Origin of the sequence: Moorena sp. SIO3B2 (genome assembly GCF_010692525.1) — a bacterium.
In the GTDB taxonomy this organism is placed as follows: domain Bacteria; phylum Cyanobacteriota; class Cyanobacteriia; order Cyanobacteriales; family Coleofasciculaceae; genus Moorena; species Moorena producens.
Genome location: NZ_JAAHHE010000006.1, coordinates 17,716 through 42,620, shown reverse-complemented (window position 1 = coordinate 42,620; position 24,905 = coordinate 17,716). Strand labels below are relative to the sequence as shown.

General features: G+C 45.3%; 18 protein-coding genes and 1 pseudogene. 8 read left to right on the top strand and 11 right to left on the bottom strand.

The annotated features are described in order from the left end of the window. Nucleotides 1-137: 137 nt before the first annotated feature. The 3 genes from F6K38_RS02550 to F6K38_RS02540 all read left to right on the top strand — a co-directional run bounded on the left by F6K38_RS02550 (nt 138) and on the right by F6K38_RS02540 (nt 7,212). Nucleotides 138-5,894 carry an alpha-2-macroglobulin family protein gene (locus tag F6K38_RS02550; protein WP_287356003.1) on the top strand — a complete coding sequence of 1,919 codons (5,757 nt, stop codon included), beginning with the start codon at nt 138-140 and terminating at the stop codon, nt 5,892-5,894. 187 nt (nt 5,895-6,081) lie between these two features. Next, nucleotides 6,082-6,894, top strand: coding sequence for a hypothetical protein (locus F6K38_RS02545; protein ID WP_131827032.1), 813 nt, complete (start codon nt 6,082-6,084; stop codon nt 6,892-6,894). A gap of 84 nt (nt 6,895-6,978) precedes the next feature. Then, entirely contained in the window at nt 6,979-7,212 is a 234-nt protein-coding gene (locus tag F6K38_RS02540) for a hypothetical protein (protein ID WP_143764178.1), read from the top strand. Nucleotides 7,213-7,336: 124 nt separating this feature from the next. On the opposite strand, the gene thrC is transcribed toward F6K38_RS02540, so the two are convergent. The 6 genes and pseudogenes from thrC to F6K38_RS02510 all read right to left on the bottom strand — a co-directional run bounded on the left by thrC (nt 7,337) and on the right by F6K38_RS02510 (nt 13,715). Next, the gene (gene thrC / locus F6K38_RS02535) at nt 7,337-8,455 is read right to left on the bottom strand and encodes a threonine synthase (RefSeq protein ID WP_438941752.1); all 1,119 of its coding nucleotides are present in this window, start codon (nt 8,453-8,455) and stop codon (nt 7,337-7,339) included. 200 nt (nt 8,456-8,655) lie between these two features. Further along, a complete protein-coding gene (locus F6K38_RS02530) occupies nt 8,656-10,065 on the bottom strand; it encodes a DEAD/DEAH box helicase (RefSeq protein WP_287310492.1) in 1,410 nt (469 codons plus the stop codon). 402 nt (nt 10,066-10,467) lie between these two features. After that, nucleotides 10,468-10,599 carry a hypothetical protein gene (locus tag F6K38_RS02525; protein ID WP_287310490.1) on the bottom strand — a complete coding sequence of 44 codons (132 nt, stop codon included), beginning with the start codon at nt 10,597-10,599 and terminating at the stop codon, nt 10,468-10,470. Nucleotides 10,600-11,120: 521 nt separating this feature from the next. Further along, on the bottom strand, nt 11,121-12,443 hold the full coding sequence (rimO, locus tag F6K38_RS02520; RefSeq protein WP_008177602.1) for a 30S ribosomal protein S12 methylthiotransferase RimO: 1,323 nt from the start codon (nt 12,441-12,443) through the stop codon (nt 11,121-11,123). Nucleotides 12,444-12,472: 29 nt separating this feature from the next. Continuing rightward, a pseudogene (locus F6K38_RS43190) lies at nt 12,473-12,574 on the bottom strand (hypothetical protein); the annotation flags it as partial. A 700-nt stretch (nt 12,575-13,274) separates the two neighbouring features. Beyond that, the gene (locus F6K38_RS02510) at nt 13,275-13,715 is read right to left on the bottom strand and encodes a hypothetical protein (RefSeq protein ID WP_131827034.1); all 441 of its coding nucleotides are present in this window, start codon (nt 13,713-13,715) and stop codon (nt 13,275-13,277) included. Between the two features lie 95 nt (nt 13,716-13,810). On the opposite strand from F6K38_RS02510, the gene btpA reads away from it, so the two are divergent. Together btpA and F6K38_RS02500 are read left to right on the top strand one after the other, a co-directional pair. Further along, nucleotides 13,811-14,641: a photosystem I biogenesis protein BtpA gene (gene btpA, locus F6K38_RS02505; protein WP_008177609.1), complete on the top strand. Its 831-nt coding sequence runs from the start codon at nt 13,811-13,813 to the stop codon at nt 14,639-14,641. A 361-nt stretch (nt 14,642-15,002) separates the two neighbouring features. Next, the gene (locus F6K38_RS02500; protein WP_008177610.1) at nt 15,003-15,995 is read left to right on the top strand and encodes a vitamin K epoxide reductase family protein; all 993 of its coding nucleotides are present in this window, start codon (nt 15,003-15,005) and stop codon (nt 15,993-15,995) included. Here F6K38_RS02500 and F6K38_RS02495 read toward each other — a convergent pair. Next, nucleotides 15,967-16,194, bottom strand: coding sequence for a hypothetical protein (locus F6K38_RS02495; protein WP_071986764.1), 228 nt, complete (start codon nt 16,192-16,194; stop codon nt 15,967-15,969). The genes F6K38_RS02500 and F6K38_RS02495 overlap by 29 nt on opposite strands. Here F6K38_RS02495 and F6K38_RS02490 point away from each other — a divergent pair. Then, the gene (locus F6K38_RS02490; RefSeq protein ID WP_008177613.1) at nt 16,182-17,459 is read left to right on the top strand and encodes a BaiN/RdsA family NAD(P)/FAD-dependent oxidoreductase; all 1,278 of its coding nucleotides are present in this window, start codon (nt 16,182-16,184) and stop codon (nt 17,457-17,459) included. The two genes, F6K38_RS02495 and F6K38_RS02490, sit on opposite strands and share 13 nt — an antisense overlap. 271 nt (nt 17,460-17,730) lie before the next feature. Here the strand turns inward: F6K38_RS02490 and F6K38_RS02485 are convergent, their stop codons facing one another. After that, nucleotides 17,731-18,570 (bottom strand): prephenate/arogenate dehydrogenase, encoded by an 840-nt coding sequence (locus tag F6K38_RS02485; RefSeq protein WP_008177615.1) that lies wholly within the window; start codon nt 18,568-18,570, stop codon nt 17,731-17,733. A 58-nt stretch (nt 18,571-18,628) separates the two neighbouring features. On the opposite strand from F6K38_RS02485, the gene F6K38_RS02480 reads away from it, so the two are divergent. Then, nucleotides 18,629-20,191, top strand: coding sequence for a pentapeptide repeat-containing protein (locus tag F6K38_RS02480; RefSeq protein WP_287356001.1), 1,563 nt, complete (start codon nt 18,629-18,631; stop codon nt 20,189-20,191). Nucleotides 20,192-20,590: 399 nt separating this feature from the next. Here the strand turns inward: F6K38_RS02480 and F6K38_RS02475 are convergent, their stop codons facing one another. From F6K38_RS02475 to F6K38_RS02465, 3 genes are all read right to left on the bottom strand, one after another. Continuing rightward, a complete protein-coding gene (locus F6K38_RS02475) occupies nt 20,591-22,273 on the bottom strand; it encodes a trypsin-like peptidase domain-containing protein (protein WP_008177620.1) in 1,683 nt (560 codons plus the stop codon). A gap of 61 nt (nt 22,274-22,334) precedes the next feature. Continuing rightward, nucleotides 22,335-23,246: a sialate O-acetylesterase gene (locus F6K38_RS02470; protein WP_287355999.1), complete on the bottom strand. Its 912-nt coding sequence runs from the start codon at nt 23,244-23,246 to the stop codon at nt 22,335-22,337. Nucleotides 23,247-23,294: 48 nt separating this feature from the next. Then, nucleotides 23,295-24,206, bottom strand: coding sequence for a sialate O-acetylesterase (locus tag F6K38_RS02465; protein ID WP_008177625.1), 912 nt, complete (start codon nt 24,204-24,206; stop codon nt 23,295-23,297). Between the two features lie 196 nt (nt 24,207-24,402). On the opposite strand from F6K38_RS02465, the gene F6K38_RS02460 reads away from it, so the two are divergent. Then, nucleotides 24,403-24,678, top strand: coding sequence for an HNH endonuclease (locus tag F6K38_RS02460; RefSeq protein WP_008177627.1), 276 nt, complete (start codon nt 24,403-24,405; stop codon nt 24,676-24,678). Nucleotides 24,679-24,905: the final 227 nt, after the last annotated feature.

The following is a 24,905-nucleotide window of genomic DNA, read 5'->3' as shown; positions in this document are numbered from 1 at the left end:
CCAGGCTATATTACGTAGCGATAGCGAAGTAATTAGCGTTGGGAGTATGTCACGGAAACTTAGCACAATCCTGCCAAATTAAAAAATCTGAGCTTTAATCAATAGTGGAAGCTGCAAGAGGAAAATCTAGGCACGCCATGGGTAGGGTAATTAAAACAGCCATAGGGTTATTACTGGGATTATCTCTCATCCTAGGTATAATAAGCTGTGATAGCGCTAAACTAACTTCAGGGTTTGAACCCTTACCAGCAGTAGCTCCCCTACCGATGCCTCAAATCCCAGAGTGGATTGAGCAAATTAGTCCCATCGGCATAGCTGAGCCCCTCTCTCAAATTCGGATTCGCTTCAAAGACCCCTTGATTCCCGTTGAACGCTTGGGAAGTCCGAATCAGCGGGAAATATTACAGAAATTTGAAATCATACCCCCTATCCCTGGGCAATTTCGTTTCTTAACCCCACGGATGGTAGGATTCCAAGCTGACCAAGCTCTGCCTCTAGCCACTCGTGTCCAAGTTACCCTCAAAGCTGGATTAACTGACCTAAACAATCATAGTCTAGAACAAGACTTAGCCTGGACCTTCAATACTGCCCCGATCCAGTTAACCAATCTGCCAGCAACTCAGAGGAATCCAGAAGCCGAACCACAACCGATTGCCCTGGAGCCTAAGTTAGAGTTTACCTCCAATACTCAATTGGATCTCGCTTCAGTAAACGAGCACTTGACCATGACACCAAAAGGTCAGACTCAGAGTGTCAAGCTAGATGTAGCCCTTAAAGAACAAGAGGATGTTTCCTCAGAGTATAGGCAACCCGCTCAGGAATTTAACCCCTCCTTGCGGCCATGGATTTATACGATCACCCCTAAGCAACCCCTAACTAAAGCTACCGATTACAAATTAGCCTTTGCCCCTGGTGTGCGTCCCGCTCGCGGCAATATCGCGACCGAAACCCCTTTCGTTAGTCAAGTCAAAACCTTTGACCCCTTGACCTATCAGGAAACCACATTTTACGGACAGCCAGAGGCGGGAGGCGCTTATGGACGGTTTGTGAAAGGGGCAGCTCGGTTGGAATTTAATAATGGTTTGCTGGCCTCTTCCGCCATGGAGAATATTACGGTTGAGCCTGCTCCCAAGGAAGCTCCCAAATTGGTGCAAGCTTATGATGGCAATCGATTCGTTAACCTTAATCCTTGGGCATTAGAACCAGAAACTACCTATACCGTTACTCTCGGTGCTAATCTCACTGACCAATTTGGGCAAACCTTGGGTGAACCAATAACCTTTAAGTACGAAACAGGGGATTTAGCAGGGGATATCTGGGCTCCCTCGGATTTGCATATCTTTCCCTCTACCCTAAAACGCAATTCCGAGTCCCTACAGTTGAATATTTCTACAGTCAATTTACCGCAACCGGAGTATAAAGCCGCTTATCGCATTGTTCAACCTACTGACTTGGTCTATAAAGATTCCGCTTATCCGAGTGGCAAGAGCAATGATTTATTACCGAAGCCAACTCAATGGGAACGTTTCCGGGTAGCGGGAAAGAAAAATAAAACCACTAATATCGCGGTTTCCCTGAGGAAACGACTGGGAGGTCCAACGGGAATGTTGGCCTATGGGGTGCAAGCGAAAACCAATCGCTATCAGGATGGCAATGGAAACGAAAAGTGGTGGGAACCAACCTTTTATGGCATGGTGCAGCTGACCAATTTGGGAGTGTTTGCGCAATGGTTCCCTGATTCCGGTTTGGTGCAAGTGAATCATCTGTCCGATGGCTCACCAGCAGCAGCAACGGTAGAGATATATAAGTCTGAGCTCAATGCTTCCTATCGAGGCTCACCAAAACCCTGTGCGATCGCAAAAACTGACAGAACTGGCACCATCGCCCTAAACAGCCAAGCTCTACGTCAATGTATGAATGGGGCAACGCGCTTCACTAAAGGTCCGCAATTACTGGTAATTGCTAAAGAAGGCAAAGACTGGGCATTTACTCGAACCAATGAATATAGTGGGTATTATGGCTACGGGATTTATTCAGACTGGGACAATGGCAAACCAAAATCCCGAGGCACTATTTTCTCAGACAGACAGCTTTACCAACCAGGAGAAAAGGCTTGGTTCACTGCAGCAGCCTATTATCTAGAAAAAGATAACCTCACCCAAGACAAAAATGCCTCCTATCAGGTCACCCTGGTAGAACCCAATGGTAAGAAGACAGGTTTAGGCACTAAGAAAACCAATGAATTTGGTACCTTTTCCCTAGAATTACCCCTGAAAGAGAATCAACCCCTAGGTTTCTATACCGTCCAGGCCAGGGGAAGCAATGGCAGAGAAATCTCAGGTGGTTTCCGAGTAGCTGAGTTTAATCCTCCTAATTTCAAAGTTGATCTTACCCTTGCTCAAAAATTTGCTAACATGGGCGAGAAGGTGGACGCTAATGTCCAAGGAAATTATTGGTTTGGTTCAAATGTAGATGGGGGAAAGGTTGCCTATTATGTCACCCGGACCCCCGTCTACTTTTCTCCAGAAGGATGGGAAGAGTTTTCCTTTGGTCAGCAATGGTTTTGGCCCCAGGAAAGACCGCAAGTTACCAGTGATGTCCTCCAAACTAATCAAACCTTGAGTGAGTCTGGGGAAAGTAGTCTAACTATTCCGGTGACGAAAGACCTGCCCTATCCCATGACTTACCGGGTAGATTCCCAAGTTACCGATGTCTCGAATCTGTCGGTATCCGATTCTAAAACATTTACAGCTTTACCTAGCGATAAACTAATTGGATTAAAAGGGGATTGGGTGGCGGATGCCGGAAAACCATTCCCTGTAGAAGTGATTGTTACTGACCCCACCGGTAAATTAATTAAAGGACAATCAGTACGCCTGGAACTGCAAGAAATGAAATACAGCAGTGTTACCCAGGTGTTGGCAGGGAGTCAGCGAGAAAAGAATCAGGTAGAATACAAAACCGTTAAAGAGGTAACTGTCCGTTCCGGTAGTAGTCCGAAATCCATCAAGCTCACTCCTCCCTCATCCGGTTCATATCGAATTCGCGCTAATTTTGCTAAAGGTAAAAATGACTTAGCAGCAACAGACTTACAAATTTGGGCAACCGGTGGAAACTCAGTGTACTGGGGGTCTCGCTATGATAACTCTCGCCTGGATATCAAACTAGACCAGGATAGCTATAAGCCGGGGGAAACAGCTACAGCCTTGATTCAATCTCCCTATCCTGAAGGGGAATTGTATTTTTCAGTAGTTCGGAACAATACTCTCTATCGCAAAGTAGTAAAAGTTAAAGGGGGTGCGCCAGAGATTAAGTTCAAAGTCACTCCCGAGATGGTACCTAATGCAGCAGTAGAAGCAGTAGTAGTGCGCCAAGGCAAACCCCTATCCCAAGTGGAGCCAGGGAGTGTAGAAAATCTGGTGCGGATTGGTTTTGCTCCCTTTAATACCAGCTTGGATGATAACTATCTCAAGGTAACAGAGACATTGCAGTCTAAGTCCATTGAACCTGGTGCTAAGCAAACAGTGGAATTATCATTGCAAAATTCTAAGGGTAAACCAGTAAAGGGACAGTTTACCGTGATGGTTGTCAATGAAGCCATCTTGCAACTGAGTGGCTACCAAGTACCGGATTTAGTAGAGACCGTGTATGCTCAGCAAGATATTTCCACTCGCTTCAGTGATAACCGTCCTAAGGTGGTGCTAGAAAAGCTAGCGATGCGAATGATGGACAAAGGCTGGGGCTATGGTGGAGGAAGGTCTTCTGGCGCAGCTAGTACTCGGATTCGCACGGAATTTAAACCATTAGCCTACTACAATGGTTCACTGGTAACAGATGCCAATGGTAAAGCAAGGGTAACCTTTAAACTACCAGATAACTTAACCACTTGGCGGGTGATGGCAGTAGCAACGGATGGCAACCTACATTTTGGGAATGGCCAGGCTACCTTTATCACCACCAAGCGGCTGATGGCTAATCCAGTATTACCTCAATTTGCTCGTCCAGGCGATCGCTTTAAAGCTGGGATAGCGCTAATTAATAATACTGGGAAAACGGGAGATTTACAGATTAATGCACAACTGACCGGTGGGGTTCAGTTTGATGGTGGTAAAGGGCCTACGCTGAATCAAAAAACCTCAGCCAAGACCGGAACCAGTGGTTATCGTTTTCCGATGGTAGCCAATAACTTGGGTAAAGCTAAAGTCAAGTTTACGACTAAGCTCAATGGTAATCAAGATGGGTTTGAAGTGCCTTTAGCTGTCAAACCCGTTGACATTACTGAGCAAGTGGTGGAATCGGGAGTAACCAGGAATCAAGTAAAAATCCCAGTGAATATAGCTAGTAACGTGGTACCTGACAGCGGAGGGTTAGAGATTTCCCTGGCTAGTACTCTGATTCCTGAAATTACTGCTCCGGCTAAGCAAGTCTTGGGTAACGAAGACTTACCCTTCTTAGAACCGGTAGCAAGTAAATTAGCGATCGCATCCAATTTGGAAATACTCGGCAAACAATATGGTCAGACCTTTGCTGAGTTTAACCCTAGCCAAAAAGGCACTGACGCTATCAAACAGTTACAAAAACTTCAGCGACCAGATGGTGGCTTTGCCAGATGGCCCGGACAAAAATCCTCAGACCCCTTCGTCTCTCCCTATGCTGCTACTGCTCTAGCTCGGGCAAAAGCAGCAGGATTATCAGTAGATTCCGGGATGGTGAGCCGTCTCCAGAACTACTTGCAGAAAATATTGGCCAATCCTGGTCAGTATGATTATTGCAAGAGCGTAGTGTGTAAGAGTAAGGTCCGATTGGAAGCACTGATGGGATTAGCAGAACTCGGTCAAACCCGCAGTGACTTCCTAGGATACCTTTATGAACAAAGCAGTAACTTCGACCGGGTCACTCAGATTAAATTAGCGCGTTACTTATTACAGTTTCGTCAGTGGCGGAGCCAAGCCCAAACTCTAGTTAATCAGTTTCAGGAAAGCATCTATCAAACTGGGCGTTCAGCTCGGATAAATTTACCCCAAAGCTGGCGTTGGCTGGATTCGTCTACTACTGCACAAGCTCAAGCCTTGCGTCTATTTATTGCCCAAAACAGTTCAGCCGAGGTTCGCAGTAAACTATTACAAGGGTTATTAGAGTTACGGCGAGATGGCACTTGGCAAACTAGCTACGATAATGCCCAAGCCTTGAGTGCCTTAGTAGACTATAGTCGATTACAGCCTACACCCCCCAGCTTTGGAGCAACGGTGCAACTAGCAGGGAAAAAACTTGGCTCAGCCCAGTTCCAGGGGTATAAGAAACCTAGTCAATCGATTCAGGTTACCATGGATAACTTACCCCGAGGTCGCCATGACCTGATTGTCAAAAAATCTGGTTCAGGGACTCTACACTACTTAACCAGCTATCGTTATCGCTTACAAGGCAATCAACCCGGTCGGTTTAATGGATTACGAGTAAACAAGACCATACGTCCCGCTAATCAGGAAAAGGTGTTGCGAAAGATTGGACTGTATGCTCTCAAAGACCCATTAACAGTACCAGCAGGACAAGTGTTTGATATTGGCGTGGAGGTGATTACCGATCATCCAGTGGATCATGTCGTGATCGAAGATCCCTTACCAGCTGGGTTGGAAGCAGTGGATACTAGTTTCCAAACTGCTACTCCTTACTTCCAAGCTCAACAGGATAGCTGGCAAATAGATTATCAGAAAATCCATCGCGATCGCATTGTGGCTTATGCCGATCGATTGGAGGCTGGTGTCTATAATTTACATTATCTGGTGCGCTCAGTTACACCAGGAACCTATTTATGGCCCCCTGCCCAAGCACACCTCAACTATGCCCCAGAAGAATTTGGCAGGTCGGCTTCCTCTACGTTAGTGATTAATGATTAGTGATTAGTGATTAGTAATTAGTTAATTGTTAATTGTTAATTGTTAATTACCATTATGCCTTTGCCTTAAATTGACAAACGAGTAGTGATTGAATACCCTTTTAAAGTTGATGGTGCTAAATCCATATCCGAATCAAAAAACGAATCCCAATAAAAAACCAAATGTCCGCCCCTTGGAGGTCAAGCTAATGTTAGAGTTTAATAAATCTTCAGCTATCGACATCGAGAAAGGAAATTCGACAACAACTCATAATCATGAAACCATTGAAACCGTTGTCAAAACGGAGAATCAGGAAACTAATAAAATAGGCTTAACTCAGCCAAAATTTTGGTCTAAGCCACTGATTGGACATATCGCCTTAACTTCTGTATTGGTTTTACTGATTACTGTAGGAGTAATCTTTCTCTATTCCTTAGGTAACTACCAAACCCAAAAGTGGTTGTTACCCCCAAGAGCACCAGTTGCCTATACTGAGACCATCGCTGAGGCTGCTCCCCTTGAACAAGAAAGAATTAGTGACCAAATCCAAGAAATCCAAGCGCGAGACCAAAGGCATTTTAAAATGATGACATTCTTCTACAACAATTACTATATGTCTAAGTTAATGACCTATGGTACAGCGATTGTAGCAGGAATTTGTTTACTCTTTATTATTCGAGCAGGTTGGAATAGTACTCACCCTTATGTGATTAATATCTTCGTAGTGGTTTCAGCATCAGCTATTATGTTTGGAAATCTTCCTGGATTATTCCGGTATGAGGACAGTATTGTCAATAACAAACAGTTATACCTGAACTATGCATCTCTAAAGAATGAGGTAAATAGCTACTTGGTCACAGGTCAAGATATCCATGGCAATCCTAGAGAAATGAAGTACTTCATTAATCACATTGATCAGGAATTAAGTCGATTAAATCAACTACCAATTGGGTTTGAGAGAACTCGACTCTTAGATTATCCCAATTTATATAGCAGCTCTCAATTGGATCAGGGACTTTAGTCCTGGGTTATAGGGAGTAGGGAGTAGGGAGTAGGGAGTAGGGAGTAGGGATGCAGTTGCTGTTTCCGTGTTCAATTTAGTCTAATGATATTTTGGCTGAAATGGATTTTACTAGGTGTTATGCTAGCAGTGAGCATCCTACTCCTAAGGCAAGTCCTCTATGACCGTTGCTCAAGAATCTACTTAGGTCTGAAATATCCAGCACCAGGTAAATTGGTAGATGTGGGCGCTAAACCTTGGCCAATAGGCACGCGCGTCGCGTTCAACCAACCGGTTAATCTACCCTACACCGAACGCCAAAGGCGAACAAGCAAATAACCTTTAACCTAACAACTAACCTAACAACCGGTTAACCTTCAACTAAATAACCTTCAACCAAATAACCTTGGCCAATAGGCCAAGCGATCGCGTTCAACCTAACCACCGAAGTTACGACCCATCCCTAACCCTCTGTTGGCTTTAACCCGATCACCTCTGCCACAGCAGCAGTTGTCGGCTCAATCCCTTCTGTCAATGGGTTGTTGCTGTGTTCGATTGCAGTATCTGGATCTTTGAGACCATTACCTGTCAGTACACAAACCACGGTTGCTCCTGTGGGTACCTGGTCTTTTACTTTCAACAAACCAGCTACTGATGTAGCGCTCGCTGGTTCACAAAAAATTCCTTCTTGGGATGCCAATAACCGATAGGCATCTAAAATTTCTTGATCGGTAACGCTATTAAATGCCCCTTTACTAGCTTCTTGGGCTGCGATCGCTTTTTCCCAGCTAGCTGGGTTGCCCACCCGAATTGCGGTTGCAATGGTTTCGGGATGCTCTAGGACTTTGCCAGCGACAATCGGAGATGCTCCAGATGCTTGAAATCCCATCATTTGGGGTAAGCGATCGCATTTCCCGTGTTCATGGTACTCGCAAAATCCCATCCAGTAGGCACAAATATTGCCAGCATTCCCCACTGGTATGCACAGCCAATCAGGAGCATCACCTAAGTTGTCCACTATTTCAAACGCAGCTGTCTTTTGACCTTCTAAGCGATAAGGATTGACGGAATTGACCAAGGTCACGGGATACTTTGATGCCATTTTCCGGACAATTTTCAAGCAGTCATCAAAATTTCCCTTAATCGCTATTACTGTTGCTCCATATACCAACGCTTGGGCTAATTTCCCCAGAGCCACATAACCATCAGGAACAATCACAAATGCCCGCATTCCCCCCCGACTAGCGTAGGCTGCTGCTGATGCCGAGGTATTTCCGGTACTAGCACAGATTACCGCCTGGTCTCCTGCTTCCTTAGCTTTTGAAATCGCCATGGTCATTCCCCGGTCTTTAAAACTACCGGTAGGATTGAGACCGTCATATTTCACCAGTACCTTTACTCCTCTGCCAATAATTTTGGCAATAGTGGGCACAGGAATTAGGGGAGTATTACCTTCGAGTAAGGTTACCACTGGTGTGGAGTCAGTGACTGGCAAATAAGGACGGTAAGCCTCAACTAAGCCAGGCCAGTTGAGTGAAGTAGAAATGCCACCACTCACAGTAGACGAATCAGAAACAGACAGACTTGAAGCCACGTTTGGTTAGGGAAGTATTAAGGGTGAAGTATCAAGTGTGAAGTGTGAAGTATGAAGCATGAAGCATGAAGCATGAAGGTTATGAGATGTCAACCCTTCCATTGATTTTTATTGCTTACTCAGCAACTGGTATATTTGGCTACTTCATCCAATACGCCTTCATCCTTTACACTTCATCTTTGTCTATCTTATCTTGACTGATTCTGAATCACAGGCTTTCTGGGTTTTTCTGTGCGATGGCGTTTATCTGTGTTAAGCCGCAGTTTGGGACGTTCCACCATTCGTTCTTCGAGATCGTCACTAATGGGGGGTTGAGTTTTGTCATAGAACAATTGCAATGCTGCCGCTGCGATCGCATGAGCATCATATTCTTCTTCCAACTCCCGTACAACTGGCAAGAAAGAAGCCATCCGTTCCCCTGATAAAGCTTCCTGTAACTCTGCCTGAAGTCTTTCTAAGCGCCGGGCCTCAATTTGTGAGCGGGTCGGAATCCGGGTAACTTCCAACCGTTGCCGCACCTTGCGCTCAATCTGGTAGAGTTTACGGCGTTCAAAAGGTTGAATCAGGGTAATTGCTGTTCCTGTCTTACCAGCACGACCGGTACGACCAATGCGGTGAATGTAGCTTTCGACTTGATCTGGCAGGTCAAAATTGATCACGTGGGTGAGATGATCCACATCTAGACCACGAGCAGCAATATCGGTTGCTACTACCCAACGCACTTGATTTTTCCGGAACCGATATAATAACCGCTCCCGCTGACTCTGACTCAAATCACCGTGGTACTCATCTACACTGTGACCAGCCGCTTGTAATTGGTTCGTTAGTTCAGCAGCAGCTTTTCGTGTCCGCACAAAAATGATTGAAGCTTCTGGGTCTTCCAGTTCCAGAATCGGATGGAGAGCCCTGATTTTTGAGCAGCCACGGGGTACCATGTAAACTCGCTGTTCAATGCGCGCTGGTGCTGCTTTCGATTGCTGAACTTTAACAGTGACCGGGGATTTCAGGAACTTGCTGACTAGGTCCTGAATTGGCCGGGGCATAGTTGCTGAGAAGCAAGTAGTCTGACGATCTTCGGGAGTCTGTTGCAGGATTTTCTTAACATCATCGATAAAGCCCATGCTTAACATTTCATCGGCTTCATCAAGTACCACCCAGCTCAGGTTTTCCAGCTTAAGGTCTCCCCGGTCTAGCAAGTCAATCACCCGTCCGGGAGTTCCTACCACAATCTGAGCGCCTTTGTACAGCATCCGAATTTGCCGCTCAATGGACTGACCACCGCAGACGGTTAGTATATGCAATCGACGGTCCTCACTGAAGTCCCGAATCGCTTGGTTAACTTGCTGGGCTAACTCTCGGGTTGGGGTTAGAATTAAGGCTTGTACGGTTCGCTTGTCCAAGTCAATGCGATCTAGCATTGGTAGGGAAAACGCTGCTGTTTTGCCAGTACCGGTTTGAGACATACCGAGTACATCATGGCCATTGAGCAGTTCAGGAATAGCTTGGGCTTGGATAGTAGTAGGTGTAGTGAAGCCGATTTTTTCGAGTTGGCTTACACAAGATTCAGACAATCCCAGGCTTTGGAAAGAAACGGTCATAAGTTATTTTTCGATTTTTCGTTGGTTAGTTGTGGTTTTTTTTCTGGTAAGTCAGAAAGTTAAGTTAGTAGTTGAACGTGTCAGGAAACATTGTCATGGCTATAAAGACAGTGAGCCATCAAGTTTGACTCACCATGGCTTTTGCCTTGAGACACCTATGATGAGATTACATGAGTAGAAAGCGGTTTAGTTTCCACCCATTTGGTGTTGATAGGCATCAACTCCGCGCGTTGCACCTTGTCTTGATGCAGTCGCGCTTTGGGTTAACCCCCCTCAGGTCGGTAATGGTGCGTTTGACCTTGGCGAATTAAATTCGCCACGGGTCGCACCTCTGCATGGCTGTCACCATCAGCTGGGGTCTGTTGCGACCTATTTAGTGTGCCTAAAAGCTTGAGAGTAGGTTCATCCCACAAGAACACGTCTTACAGACGCAATGGTTAATGCCCTAGACACAGTGTCTTGATGCAATAGCGAGTGGGGGAAACCCCCAAGACCGCTTAGGTGCGCTTTCCGTTGGCGAATTAAATTCGCCACGGGTCGCACCTCTGCATCGCTTGTCAGGTTGAGGGTGGCTCCTTGTCTTGATGCAATAGCGAGTGGGGGAAACCACGGCAGTCGCTCATGGGGGGAACCCCCAAGACCGCGCTGCCTCCCCAAGACCGTAATGGTGCGTTTGACCTTGGCGAATTAAATTCGCCACGGGTCGCACCTCTGCATCGCTAGCTAGGTATTGCCCGTTGGATTCGGGTGGGGTAAATCATCCCAAATTTGACCCTCAAAGCTGAATTGATGCACCGCTCAGCTAGTTTTTACCCCCTAAGCAGGTCTTTTAAGTGTGCCGTTTACTGTGCCGTTTAGTCTGCCGTTTAGTCTGCCATTACTATGGGCGACAGAACTATGGGCGACAGACACCGGCTTTTCACAAGGCTAGACACCTTGTCTACAGCTCCATAATCTAAAAGACCTTGGATCAGGTCTGGTTCAGGATTGACCAGATTACTTCCCCTAGTGGTGGAGTGTTTAATTCCAGCCCCTAGTTAAAGCCTGTAGCTTTTTTAAGGAGGTAGTACTACAGAACCATACAAGTCGTAGACATCACTATCAGTAATTTCTACTGATACTATGGTTCCTAAAGAGGCATCACCTTGAACGTAGACCAATCCATCCACCTCAGGAGCAAACCTGGCACTACGACCAATTAATTCACCCGTTAAGGGATTTTCTTGTTCTATGAGAACATCAACTATCTTGCCCAGACAGTTTTGATTTTTTTTTAAGGAAATCGGTTGCTGAACTGCCATCAGGGCATCCCGTCTGGCATCCATCACCCCTTGGGGCAACTGATTAGGCAATTTGTATGCTGCTGTTCCCTCCTCCGCAGAAAAGGTAAACACTCCAACATGGTCACATTCATGATGCTGGACAAATTCCAGCAAGTGTTCAAAGTGCTGCTCTGTCTCGCCGGGAAACCCGACAATAAAGGTGGTTCGCAACACTGCATCAGGAAGTGCAGTTTTGAGTTGCTTGATGATAGCGTCATTTACTCGTCCCTGCCAAGGACGGTTCATGGAGCGGAGGATTTCTGGATGGGAGTGCTGTAGAGGCAAATCGAGATAAGGAAGAACATTATGAGTTTCCTGAATGGCTTTAATGACGGATGGGGTTAAACCGGTGGGATAGGCGTAGTGGATCCGAATCCAGGGGATGTCTACTTCACCTAATGCTCTCAACAGTTCTGCCAGTTTTGGTTCACTGTATATGTCTAAACCATAGTTGGTGGTGATTTGCGAAATTAAAATCAGCTCTTGAACCCCTTGAGATGCCAACTGCTCGGCTTCCGCAACAATGGATTCTATGGTACGCGATCGCTGCTTTCCCCGGAGGTGCGGAATGATACAGAAGGAACAGCGGTAATCACACCCTTCTGCCACCCGCAGGTAAGCAACCCCTTCAGAAGTTGTTCGGTAGCGTGGCGTTGTTTCGTCAGCAATGTAGCTTGGTTCAGTAGAAACCTCTTGAACGCGATCGCCTGTTTCTACTCTTTGGATTACATCTACTATTTTATGGTAGTCCCCGGTTCCCACCACTGCCACTGCCTCAGGCAACTCTTCCAGTAGTTGGCTTTGGAAGTGTTGAGCCATACAGCCGGTGATCACAATTTTTTGATTAGCTTCCGCCAGTTCTACCAGCGTCCGGACTGATTCTCGCCGCGCTTCTTCTATAAAACTACAGGTATTTACAATAACATAGTCAGCTAATTCTTCATTGGCATCAACCTGGTATCCTGCCTGAACCAGCAGACCCAGCATATGTTCGGTATCAATGCGATTTTTCTCGCAGCCCAAGTGAGATATTGCTACAGTTGGCTTTTTGCCCATTCATTCATCATCTTATATTGTACTACAGCTTAGTCACATAACCTACTGCCCTTTAGCAGAACCTTACACCATTGATTGAGCTTGGTGTGATTGAGCTTGGTGTGATTGAGCTTGGTGTGATTGAGCTTGGTGTGATTGAGCTTAGTGTGATTGAGCTTGGTGTGATTGAGCTTGGTGTGATTGAGTTTGGTGTGTCAGTGATGTGCTCAACTCCTAATCTGCTCTCCTAATTTACTAGTACTGATGTTCCATGTTGATTTCACTATCAAAACCTATACACTAATTGTAAATTAAATTTTATTAAAATATTCAAAAAAATATTAGGAAATCTAAAAATATTCCCCACAGCCAATCATGCCATCGTCGGGATCGTGACTCCAACAGACCCCCGTTGGTAATATTCCTCTATGGGGGAGCGGGGGAGCGCTACTACAGTTATTAAATCGAGTAGTGCTGATCTCGGCTGTTAAGCAATTGCGGTCGGAAAGCTCAAAGTTGACAGGACAAAGGTTAGTAAACAGCTAGAGAAAATGTTGCAGAGTCTACCAAAAACTCTTATTATTTGTTAGACTTGAATTAGGGTAACACCGACAGGGATTATTATGTAACTTAAATTAAAGCCGAAAACCAAGGGTTTAATAGTTGCGCTCTCGACCTACGGTGGAACCAAATTTTTTGGAATTTTTATGGCGCTCGCGGGATATTCCGTCAGAGAAGCGCGGAGATACCCCCTGGATGTGAAAGCATCTTGCATTGGCGGGCTAGGGTCTATCTTGGTAGACTTTGGTAGCTAAAAAGTATCGGTACAATCTACTGGTAATATATATAATCCTATTTTACCTTTGACCTAGAATAAGTACGCATCAAAAACAGATGCAGTAGTTTTACGGCTAACCTCTCTCTTGGTGCGCGTTCCCTTGGCGAGGGAACCTCGCGCCTTGTCTTGATGCAAAGCGCGAGTGGGGGTTCCCCCCAAGACCGCGCTACCTCGCTGCATCGCTGTCGCACCGCTGTTAACCTAGCACCACTAGAAATGGTCTTCAGGAATTTTGGTGCTTGCTTTGGGGATAGCACTGACCGATACAATTGGTTTGAGCGACTGGTTTTAGCAACCGGTCGAACTAAATCCCAGGTTTGATCAAAAGAGTAAGCACCATAGCTTTTCTCTTGGTGCGCGTTCGGTGTGGGCGTTGAACCTCGCGCCTTGTCGCACCGCACCATTAATGCCAGTGGTAGACCGATGCCAGAAACGGCATCCGACCCTACTCTCAATTCCCAAGTTTTCTACAGGGGGCGCTGGTCCGCTCTATCTGTACCTTTTCCTCCCCGCTCCCTGATGAGATGGGGCTTCCAAACATCCCAGGATTGTGAACTTAGAGCAAATTTTCCAGACACCGAATCCAATCATAGGAGTTGTGCATTTGCTGCCACTCCCTACTTCCCCGCGCTGGGGCGGTAGCCTGCAAGCTGTGATTGACCGAGCCGAGCAAGAGGTCACCGCCTTAGGCTCTGGTGGAGTGGATGGGGTGATTGTTGAGAATTTTTTCGACGCCCCATTTACCAAAAACCAGGTCGATCCAGCAGTAGTCAGTACCATGACGATCATAGTCCAGCGACTGATGAACCTGGTTCCCATACCAATAGGGATCAATATTTTACGCAATGATGCTCATAGTGCTTTGGCAATTGCTACTTGTGTAGGGGCTAAATTTATCCGCGTTAATGTTCTGACTGGGATTATGGCAACAGATCAGGGCTTAATTGAGGGACAGGCTCATACACTCTTGCGCTACCGTCGGGCACTGGGTAGTGATGTTAAGATTCTTGCTGATGTTCTGGTTAAACATGGACAACCTTTGGAATCACCGAATATCACCATAGCTGTACAAGAAACTATAGAGCGGGGGTTAGCTGATGGTGTGATTCTATCTGGCTGGGGAACCGGTACTCCTACTAATCCCCAAGACCTGGTGTTAGCCTCGGCGGCGGCTAAGGGCAAACCAGTGTTTATTGGCAGTGGCGCTAATTGGGAAAATATTTCCACCCTGATGCAATATGCTGATGGGGTAATTGTTTCTAGTTCCCTCAAGCGTCGTGGACAAATTGATCAACCTATTGACCCGATTCGGGTCAGTCAATTTGTGGAAGCAGTACGCAGTAGTGTGTCTGCTAAACAAGAACAAAAACCAATTGTTTGACCGTTGAAGGTTGAAGGTTGGCCGGTTGAAGGTTGGCCGGTTGAAGGTTGGCCGGTTGAAGGTTGGCCGGTTGAAGGTTGGCCGGTTGAAGGTTGGCCGGTTGAAGGTTGTTCGCCCTAGGCGTTCCCTTAGGGTAGGTTGTCTGTCAGAATGCAGAATGTAGAATGCAGAATGTAGAATTCTAAATTCTAAATTCTACATTCTAAATTAAAAAATGTTGTTGGCCCTTGGCGTTCCCCTAGGGTAGGTTCAAGGTTGAGCATCAACAGTATCTCACCTTGGTTTCTGTCTATTGGTTGTTTGACTTGATAACGTAGTAGTTAGAACTTTCAAGCAACCCCTATTCCTAATTATCTAGATTATGAGTGTGAGTCGCAGGCGTTCTGCCCCCTGGATTTATCGTTGGTCCCGTCAGCTGATTGCTGCGATCGCTGTCGTGGGTGCCCTGTTAACTGCTTATCTGACTGTGGTTAAACTGACAGGTGGTACTGCAGTTTGCAGCGCGGGTGCAGGTAATGCTTCTAGCTGTAATGATGTCCTTTCCAGCCCTTATGCTAGTATATTTGGTCAGCCACTAACCTTGTTTGGCTTCCTGGCATACACCAGTATGGCTACATTTGCCTTGGCTCCGTTGTTAGTCAAGGGAGACCCAAAGAAGGGACTTCGCTCAAAACTAGAAAATTGGACTTGGTTATTGCTGTTGGCAGGTGCAGCAGCTATGACAGTTTTCAGTAGCTACTTGATGTACTTGCTAGCGTTTGAGATCCAAGCAGTATGTCTATACTGCATCAGTTCAGCATTATTTGCCATTAGCCTGCTAGTCCTAACCCTTGTGGGTCGCAGTTGGGAAGATATTGGTCAAATTTTCTTTATCGGTATGATCGTGGGCATGATCACCTTGGTGGGTACCTTAGGAGTTTATGCTAATGTTGGAGAATCCGTGGCCACATCAGCAGACAATGGTGGTCCAATTCCCACAGCCTCTGGTGCGCCAAACGCAGCTATTGGTGGCTGGAAAGTTACCACAACCTCTGGTCAATCAGAAATTGATCTGGCGCGTCATTTGACTGAGGTTGGTGCTAAGAAATACGGAGCTTACTGGTGTCCACACTGCTATGAGCAGAAGCAACTGTTTGGAAAACAGGCATTCTCTCAAATAGATTATATAGAGTGTGCTCGTGATGGCAAAAATGCTCAGACAGAAGCCTGTATCGCTGCTGGAATTCAATCCTATCCTACTTGGCAAATTAATGGCGAATTACTCCCTGGTGTCCAAACTCTAGAAGAATTGGCTAATGTCACTGACTATCAAGGCTCAAGGGACTTTAAGTACTATTTGCCAGGACGATCCTAGGATTTGAAGGCAAAAGGTAAAGAGATGGAAGTATGGGGAAATGGGGAGATGGGGAGATGGGGAGATTTTGATTAAGGGTAATTATCGGTTCTGATAGTAATAAGGTAAACCAGATTTTTTCCCTGTTTCCAATTCCCGATTCCCGATTCCCGATTCCCGATTCCCGATTCCCGATTCCCGATTCCCTTGGATAATTCACAAAATCTCAATGTCGTAGTCATTGGTGGTGGAGCCGCTGGTTTTTTTGGGGCAATTACCTGTGCAACGACTCATCCCCATACCAATGTCACTCTGCTAGAAGCCTCACGCCATCCATTATCGAAGGTGCGCATCTCTGGTGGTGGACGCTGTAATGTTACTCATGCTTGCTTTGACCCAGCCCAGTTGGTGCAAGCTTACCCGAGGGGAAGCAAAGCATTGCGAGGAGCTTACACTCGCTTTCAACCGAAGGATACCATTGCTTGGTTTGGGGCTCACGGTGTTGAGCTGAAAACTGAGACGGATGGCAGGATGTTTCCGATTACTGATAGTTCTGAAACTATTGTTGATTGTCTCTTACAAGTGGCTAAGAGGGCAGGGGTGACGATTCGCACTAGTAATCCCGTTAAGTGGATCTCTCGGCAATCTTCCCAACACCCGACTCCTGACACCCCACACCAGACCCCAGGAGGATTTGAAATTGGGTTGAGGAATGGTGAGACTATAAAATGCGATCGCGTTTTGATTGCTACTGGTAGCAATCCCCTAGGCTACCGTTGGGCAAAAGCCTTAGGTCATACCATCGAAACCCCGGTTCCTTCTCTATTCACCTTTAATATCCCAGACTCTCGTTTACAGGATTTAGCTGGGGTGAGTGTTAAACAGGTCTGCCTCAAATTACCCGATGCTGGTAAAACTTTGAAGGAACAAACGGGACCATTGCTAATTACCCACTGGGGTTTAAGTGGTCCAGCGGTACTCAAGCTTTCTGCTTGGGGGGCGAGAGTGTTGCACGAACACCATTATCAAATGCCGTTGTTGGTCAATTGGCTTCCTGATTACAACCCAGACCGATTGCGTAAATTACTCCTCGATGTTAAATCCCAGTTACCTCGACGCTTCATTACTACTAGTTGTCCTATTCCTATCCCAAAGCGCCTTTGGGTGAGCTTAGTGACTAGTGTGGGAGTGGGAGCACAAAACCGTTGGGCTGAGTTATCGAAAAAAACCGTACATCAGTTAGTTCAAGAACTGACTCAAGGACGCTATTTGATTCAAGGTAAAGGAGTTTTTAAGGAAGAGTTTGTTACTTGTGGTGGTGTTAGTCTCAAACAGGTTAATTTCAAGACTATGGAAAGCCGCCAATGTCCAGGTCTTTACTTTGCTGGGGAAATTCTCGATATTGATGGAATTACCGGGGGATTTAATTTTCAGAGTGCTTGGACAACGGGTTGGTTGGGAGGTCAAGGGATTGGAAATAGTTAGGAACGAAAAGTTTGTACAACAGTTAATTGATTTGCGGTATCACTAAATTTAGAGAGCATACGCAAACCACCACTAATGTTTTGTAATGTGAGAGCTAACCTTAATCAGCGTTCTTCCAAATTCTGAACTTCTGTATTTCTATGTTATTATTACCACGGATAAATATAACATAGCAGTCAAAATATCTCCATTCCTTCTCCCAGAACTCAACCACTGAGGTTATTGTTGGTGCGATCGCTTTTTAATTACCTCAATAACAAACTAAACAAACTCAGGAAACAAATTTTTTCCGCGCTACGTGAGTAGTTTCAAAGATTGTTTCCAGACTCGACCAATCTTCCTGTTCAATCACCTCAATTATCTGGTCAAGGCGATCGCGATACCCTACAAGCGTACGCATTATCGACTCCTGATTGTAACGAGCCATCATTACTCGCAGTTCTGGATTACCACCCCCCACACGGCTAGTATCACGAAAACCAGAACTAGCTAACTGTTGGGCTAACCTCAAAACCACTGGGTCAGTCTCCTGCATACAAGCATCAATCAAACTCCCACTCACCATCACCGGTAGATGAGAAATCCATGCTACCGCTTGGTCATGGTTTTCCGGGCTTGTGATGTAAACCAATGACTTAAGCGATCGCACAATCTCCTCCACCTTCTCAAGTGCTGGTTGTGGTGTTGTCTCAATCGGGGTCAGTACATAAGGGTTTCCTACAAATAGATTCGACACCGCAGCTTCCACACCACTGTATTCCCTTCCTGACATCGGATGACCACCTACAAAATTTTCCCACAGGGGAGCTATTTCTCTAACCACTGGCATTTTGACCGAACCAATATCAGTGATTACGGTATCCTTGTAAAGATAGTTGACTAAATGCTTGACAGTAGAGGCGATCGCGGCTATTGGGGTGCAAATAAACACAACCTCTGCTGTGGCTAGGATACTTAAGTCAATACTCGCATCATCAACAATGCCGTGATCAAGTGCGAATCGACAGGTTTTTGGTTGACGAGAGACTCCCAAGACCTGATGACCTTGTGCTCTCAAGTCCAATCCCAGGGACCCACCCATCAATCCCAGTCCTACAATACCAATTTTCATTATCTCTCACCCAGATTGAGCCTATGCCATGATAAATATTAATTTTTGTTAGATTGTAATGAATGTCAGGGAAATTATCCAACAATATGCAGCAGGGGTAAGAGATTTTACAGCTGCGGATCTTACGGAACTGAACCTAAGCGGCGCTACTCTTAGTGGTGCCGACTTGAGTGAAGCTAACCTGAGTATAACTAACTTAAGTGGTGCTAACTTGAGCGGCACAAACCTCCGCCGAGCCAACTTAAACATTGCTAGACTCAGTGGTGCCAATCTCTATAAAGCCAAGTTAACACAAGCAAAGCTCAATGTCGCAAATTTGATTCGGGCTGATTTAAGAGGTGCCCAACTGATTCAGGCATCACTGATTCGTGCTGAGATGGTTCGTGGTTCCCTAAGTGGAGCAAATCTAACTGGGGCAAACCTCTCTGGTGCTGATTTACGAGAAGCCACCCTCAGACAAGCCAATCTCAGCCGCGCTACCTTCAATGAAGCCAATCTAGGGGGGGCAACCCTTAGTCAAGCCAATTTGAAGGGAGCGCACTTAAACGGAACAAATCTGCACAAAGCCGATTTCAGTGGTAGCAATCTCAAAGGGGTTGAAATCAGACAAGGAAATCTCACCTGTGCCAATTTTAGGGGAGCTGATCTCAGTGGGGCAAATCTACGCTGGGCTGATTTAAGTGGAGCAAACCTCAGTTGGGCTGATCTGAGCAACGCTAAATTAAGTGGAGCTACCTTAGTTGGGGCTGATTTGAGCAATGCCAATTTAGTTAATACCAGTTTAGTACACGCTGATCTTAGTAAGGCCAGGCTGATTAAAGCCAATTGGATTGGAGCGGATTTGACTGGTGCTACCCTGACTGGGGCAAAACTATATGCTGTTTCCCGGTTTGGTCTCAAAACCGAAGGACTGATCTGTGAATGGGTTGACTTAAGTCCCGATGGTGATCAAAGTCAAATTATCCATCTGTCTTCCGAAGCTGCCAAAACCTTTTTCAACGAGACCCTCCCAACAGTAAAGATTATCGTTGATACACCATTAGACCTCAAAGGGAATTTGGCTTTAGCCTCGATTTATAATCAGATAGCCAATGTTTCTGAAGTCCTCAATCAACCGCCCAGCATTGAGGTGGGTGTCCGCAGAACAACCATTACCTTTACGAGCAACAACGCTGACTTATTCATTATCGCTTACTTGGCCATTGTCCCCTTCAAAGATGGAGGTCAAACTCATCGCAATATTGTGACCCTATTAAATAGCCTACCCTCACGATCAATATACACTTTAAGTAATCAAAACAAACAGCAAATCAATAAATTAATTACAAATATTGGCCAAGCTATTGAGCAGATTAAACCAATTAAAACCGTTAAGTTAGCACCAGAAATTAAATCATCGGCTAACTTTTTTATTGCTCCGACTCAGACAATTATTACTAACTCTAGAGACTACTCATTAAGTATTTATTCTAATCAAGATTTTGGGAAGTATCTGATGAATCAATCAAGCTGGAGCGAGCAATCTGAAGACACTACAACACCATCAAGACCAGTATCAACCCTGCCTCCAGTGAGCCAAATTGTTGAATTTATTAAAGCCTGGGATTATTTGACCGGTTAATGGTTTAGACAACACCTAAATCTATTATAGCAATTTTTTATAGCAATTATCAGCAACGTTTGAGCGACATTGCTTATCCTTTTAAGGCAATAGGCAATAGGCAATAGGCAATAGTCAAGAGGGTTTTAAGGGAATCAGCGTCAAAAAAGACTCTACTTCATAAGTGCGATCAACCCTATCAATTAACAGAACCCAATTTTAACCAGATATCTAGCAATCCGTGTAGGAATTGTGATAATTTTTGTTCCCTACTCCCTACTCCCTACTGCCTGCTCCCTGTTCCCAGATCCGCTGTTCCCTTTGCTATCAATTACTGCTTTAGGAGTGCGTTCGCGTTCGCCTTTGGCGTGGCCTACGGCCAAGCGTCGGCTTTGCCGAATCGCTTATCTTGAACTCAGGTTAATTAGATATTTGCTTGCTCCAAATTCTAATCTGCTGATCCCAACCACCACTAACTAGGGTTTGACCATCCTGGCTCAAAGCAACAGCAACAACATAGCCCGAATGACCATTTAAGGTGCTTTTCAACTGAGCGCTCCTCATATCCCACAACTTAATGGTCTTATCCCAACTACCGCTAATCAGGGTGCTTCCATCTCTAGTCATCGTTACTGACCACACCCCATCTGTGTGACCCGTCAAGGTCCTAGTCAATTTACCAGTGTTAAGGTTCCACAAGCGAATCGTGCCGTCTCCTCCACCACTGGCTAAGGTCTTCCCATCCAGACTAATCGCTACAGACGACACCGATCGAGAATGTCCCTTGAAGATACGCACTAACTTACCTGTAGCTAGATTCCACAGCCGAATAGTTGTATCTTGAGAACCACTGACTAAGGTTTTGCCATCAGGAGAGATTTCAACAGAATTCACCGAACCTAAATGTCCGGTAAGGGTATGCAACAGTTTACCCTTAGGCAGCTGCCAAATCTTAATAGTGTTGTCCCAGCTACCACTAACTAAGGTTTTGCTATCGCCACTGAAGGCTAAAGTCGCCACTGTATCTTGATGTCCAGTCAGGGTACTTAAAGGTTTACCCGTGTTAAGATTCCAGGTCTTGATCATACGGTCATCACCGCCACTGACTAAAGTTTGACCATCCGGACTAATCGCCACAGCATTCACTGCACCACCGTGACCTCGCCAGGTACGAATTAATTGACCAGTGGACAGATTCCACAGGGAGATAGTGCCATCACTATGACCACTAGCGGCCATCAATTTTTGTACTGATTTTTGTATTGATCTCCCTTGAGCAACGGTGCCAATCGCCACAGAACTCACTGAGCCAGTCCCTACTTTGAGAGTATTCGTCAACTTGTAGAAAACTGTTCCGGTCTTGGCAGACGCAGCTGTAGGAGAAACACCGACTTGAGGAGTCTTTACAGGAGTTGGCAGTTTCAGCTGAGAGCGCCAGGTTAAATAGGTGTCAATGCTAATCCCAGATGCCACAATTGTGTCAGAATCGCCCACTAATCTGACCATACCATTAATGCCAATTACCCGCCCCTGATCGTCTAATACTGGTCCACCACTCATCCCAATTCTCACCAAATTGGTATAACTCAGAGCATATCCCCTAGGAAGTTTAGAACTAGCATCCGTGAGCAGTCCTTCGCTATTAATAAACCGCCGTTGTTGAGAAGCACCTCCAGAACGGGGCCATCCAGCCACATAAACCCTTTGACCTGCACTGATTTGCTGGGAATTCCCTAACCTAGCCACTGGGTAGTTAGAGGTGCTAGTGAAAGGTAAGATCGCTAAATCTACCCCTGGCATCCGTCTGATGTAGCGGGAGTCTACAGGATAACGATTGCCATCAGGGGTTTGAATCCTGTAGATGCCAGCTTTTTGTAGCACATGAGCACTGGTCAGGATATAATATATATTTGCTTGGCGTTCAACAATTATCCCACTCCCTCCCTGTTTTGGGCCATCAATCCGGACAGTAATCTGTTGCGCAATATTTTTAGCAGCTGGTGTTGATATCACCACTGTGGGAATTGCGGCAATGATGGCGATGCTCCCAATTAAAAACCCTGGAACTAAAAACCCTGGAACTGTTTTAGATAAGATGTTCATCAAGCTTGACCGGAATCAATGGCTACGTCTCCTCTAGTTTTCCCTGTCTTGATATACCCTTTTATCTTTGAACAAGTTTCCAAAATGCTTTAGCAAATCGTTTTCCAACAATCAAATAACTTTCCGTTGTTAAGTGGACATAGTCTTGCAAAGCCAAGTCATCTGTAGTAATCATCCTCGTAGCTGGTAACTGGACTGTTTCCTGTTGCGCTTTCACGGTTTCCCAGTTCGGGAGCTTTTCTGGATCAGTAGTGGTGCCAATTTGAGCAAAAACTACTGGTAACTCAGGTTTCCCTAAGTCTTGACGGAAATCTTTTACCAAGGTAACAAATTTATCAGCCCACTGATTGGGGAAAAACGTTATCTCATCGTCTTGAGAAGGCTTTTGAGCATCTTTTTCCCCTTGAAAGAAAAGTATACCGGTGATTTCTCCCATCACAGAAGCAGCACCTACTCGCTTTAAGCAAGAGCCATAAAGGGTATCCTCACTCAGGCTTCTTTGCCACTGTTGAATGGCAGTGCCAGACTTGGCACAAGGAATCAAACCGATGATTAGCTCAGGATTGTATTTCAATAATTCAGTAGCAAACGCCATCCCCGGACCTACCCCAGCTGACTTATCTTCCGAGACTTTATCAACTTGTCCACTTGGTGAATCAATCGGTTCTTTGCCTAGATGCCAGCGGTAATCGTTTCCAAAGACAAAAACGTTGGGGTGAGTAACGGAACTAGCAGGTGTTAGCTTACCTGTTCCGGACATATTCGACTGTCCTGCCAAAATAAACAGGGACATCTTGCCTTGAAAATCTGGTGGAATCACATTGATTTCCCGAGACTCAGATTTCCGCTTAACTAAGAAGCGACTAATCATACCGTAGCGTCTGATCAACTTACCGACTGGATAATACTTCTGGAGAATAATACCAAGAAAAAGACCGATAGCTAGAACGAAAATAACTGTCCAGGTTTCCATTAATTAATTGATGCCATAATCCTCGAATAGTAAATTCAAAACATGATGTCACTGATCAGTAAGTTTCCAAAACGCTTTAGCAAATCTTTTTCCAAGAATCAAATAACTTTCCGTTGTCAAGTGGACATGGTCTTGCAAAGCCAAGTCATCTGTGGTAATCATCCCAGTAGCTGGTAACTGGACTGTTTCCTGTTGCGCTTTCACGGTTTCCCAGTTCGGGAGCTTTTCTGGATCAGTAGTGGTGCCAATTTGAGCAAAAACTACTGGTAACTCAGGTTTCCCTAGGTCTTGACGGAAATCTTTTACTAACCTAACAAATTTATCAGCCCACTGATTAGGGAAGAATCTTCGACTTGGGTAGGCTTGAGGATTAAGGGCATCACTTTCTCCCTGAAAGAATAGTAAACCTTGAATTTCTCCCATTGGTGAAGCAGCATAGGCTCGCTTTAAGCAAGAGCCATACAAAGTATCTTCACTTAGATTTTTTTGCCACTGTTGAATAGTAGTGTCCCATTTAGCACAGGGAATTAAACCAACAATCAGCTCAGGATCGTATTTGAGCAATTCAGTAGCAAATGCTATACCTGGACTGACTCCAGCTGACTTATCTTCCGAGACGTGATCAACTTGTCCACTTGGTGAATCAATCGGTTCTTTGCCTAGATGCCAGCGGTAATCGTTTCCAAAGACAAAAACTCTGGGGTGAGTAATGGAACTAGCAGGTGTCAGCTTACCACTTCCTGACATATTCGACTGTCCTGCCAAAATAAATAAGGAGATATTGCCTTGAAAATTGGCAGGAACTGGTTTGCTTTGATTATCCTTAATGGTAGAAGTGCTGAGGATACCGTAGCGTCTGAACAACTGGTCTACTTGAGCAGACTTTTGTAGTATAATACCTAAAAAAGCACCGATAAGTATACCGATAACTAGATAGGAAATTATTGACCAAGCTTTCATGATATAGCATTTTTATTTGAGATGTTAAACACTTAGGATTTTACAGTTCTCGTAGTAATGAGGTCTACAGGATTTTTTCCTTATTCCGAAGTTCCCTAGTCTGACTTTACTACTCCCTACTCCCTGCTCCCTACTCCCTACTCCCTACTCCCTAAGACTTTGGAGCTCACCAAACTAATAATTGCTATCATTATCAATGACTTGTGAACTTTGTGGAAGAGATGTAGAGCGATTGACAGTTCATCACTTGATTCCTAGACAAAACACTAAGCGAAAAAAGATGAAACCTGGTCCAACGATTACTATTTGCCCTGCTTGTCATCGACAAATACATGCTTTATTCCCAAATACTCGTTTAGCTCTGGAATTGAATACCTGTGAAGCTTTGAAAAATGACCCTCAGATGCAGAAGTTTTTAGCCTGGGTCAGAAAGCAAAAGCCTGATAAGCGGGTGAGGGTTCATCGTTCTTAAGCGTTCGCGTAGCGTGACCAAAGGTCAATCGCATAAGCGCGTTTGTATCTGGGTTGTAAACACACGTATTCCATAAAAAGGCAAAAGGCAAGAGGAATCCCCCCTAACCCCCCTTAGTAAGATACTGCTGGCGAATTTAACATTTAGAAATATCAGCCTGAAGACAGCAGTCTTTATAGCCCCCCAACCCCCAATTCTGGGGGAGCATGAACTTAAAGTTACCCATC